1 pseudogene is annotated in these 624 nt (G+C 36.2%); it reads left to right on the forward strand.

The window, feature by feature from the left end:
• Nucleotides 1–122: 122 nt before the first annotated feature.
• Nucleotides 123–257: pseudogene (locus H5125_RS21775) on the forward strand (transposase); the annotation flags it as partial.
• Between the last annotated feature and the right edge of the window lie 367 nt (nucleotides 258–624).

The following is a 624-nucleotide window of genomic DNA, read 5'->3' on the forward strand; positions in this document are numbered from 1 at the left end:
TTGTTTAAGGATTGCTAGGATTTGGCTGTCGCTAAATTTTGATGTTTTCATGCAGAATCTCCCTGCGTATATATTACGAGAAAATTCTACTTTTGAAATCTACTATTTTTAGGGGGGATTACCAAATCACTACTGAGTTTGGTTCATTATTCAAAGGTGCAGTATGGTCTTTACCTGCATTAACGGAATATTGCGAACATCTAGAGCGAAAGCGACGACAAGGTGTATCAAACTGCCAACGCTGGTTGTGTGCTTAAGGCTTAATCTCTAAAACTAGAACTAACACTAAAAAATAACCTGATTGCCAGCTTAATATCAATCAAACCGTTAATGCTGCGTTGGATTAGCTTCATTGCTCACCATTTTCCATTTAGCGCTCAGTTTGTTGATAATTCCTATTCAATTTATACATTTGAATAGTGCAGAAGGTTATCGCAATCAAACTTAAAAGCAGTTATGTTAATTATCATAAAAATGGGTGGCATGGTTAAAGCGTAGGTATAACACATATGAGCCTTCCACCAGTCAATAGGCGAGCCTAACTTATTTGACTGCTTTTGCAGTCAAATTAAAATCAATCAACAAATTCATCTACTTCGTCTGTCATTTAGCTGTCAAATCATC

This window comes from Shewanella sp. SR44-4, from assembly GCF_014163715.1.
Lineage (GTDB): Bacteria > Pseudomonadota > Gammaproteobacteria > Enterobacterales > Shewanellaceae > Shewanella.